Here is an 842-nt window from a genome sequence, read left to right on the forward strand (position 1 = left end):
GATTTCTTTTCAGTTTCGCTTTCAGTACTTTCGATCATTTGTTGCGATACGCGTAAGCGATTTAAGAAATTTGCTTTACTCTGATTCACGCTCATTCTCTTTTTGTTTTTTATAAGTGTCGAGAAGCTCTCGGGGGCGGGTTTGGGAAAGGTGCGCGTGTTGCTCCAAGCTTTCGGTGTTGGCATTGGTAAGCGTGAACACAAACTAACGAATTTAGAGAGTAGCGCGTGTCGTTTCGTCGAACGATAAAATTGGCGCCATATATTCCATATCACTCGATGTGGAGGTTTGAGAGAAGTCTGCTTGTTCCTGAGCTCTCTGATGAGTACAGGTAAGTCTATGCTAACAGGGCAAGCTTCACCGCAAGCTCCGTTTAAAGAACATGCATCAAGAAGATCTCCCGCGTGTTCTATTCCTTCTATTTGTGGAGTGACGATTTGTCCGATTGGACCTGGATAAGTGCTTCCATATGCGTGGCCACCGATTCTTGTGTATACGGGACAATGATTCATGCATGCGCCACCTCGTATACAGGTGAGCGTTTCCTGAAGTACATCATCTTGGTACATAGCGCTGCGCTTGTTATCAATAATTACGAGATGAAATTGTGACGGACCGTCTAGCTCTTGATCTTTGCGTGGTGAACTGATCATGTTGAGGTAGGTTGTCATAATCTGACCCGTTGCTGAACGAGTCAGTAATTTGAGCAAGGTTGGCAGTTCTGCGAATGAAGGAATAACTTTTTCAAGTCCCATTAACGCAACGTGAATATCTGGTACGCCGGTCGATATGCGACCATTTCCTTCATTTGCTACCAAGCAAAGTGTTCCGGTCTCTGCTAT

At 44.9% G+C, this 842-nt stretch carries 1 protein-coding gene; it reads right to left on the minus strand.

Annotated features, from left to right (window positions below; all coding sequences use genetic code 11):
• Positions 1–818, minus strand: an 818-nt coding sequence (locus A3739_RS10385; RefSeq protein WP_231877064.1) for an LUD domain-containing protein, incomplete at its 3' end; no start/stop codon positions are given.
• Positions 819–842: the final 24 nt, after the last annotated feature.

The sequence above is a fragment of the Oleiphilus sp. HI0067 genome (assembly GCF_001635735.1).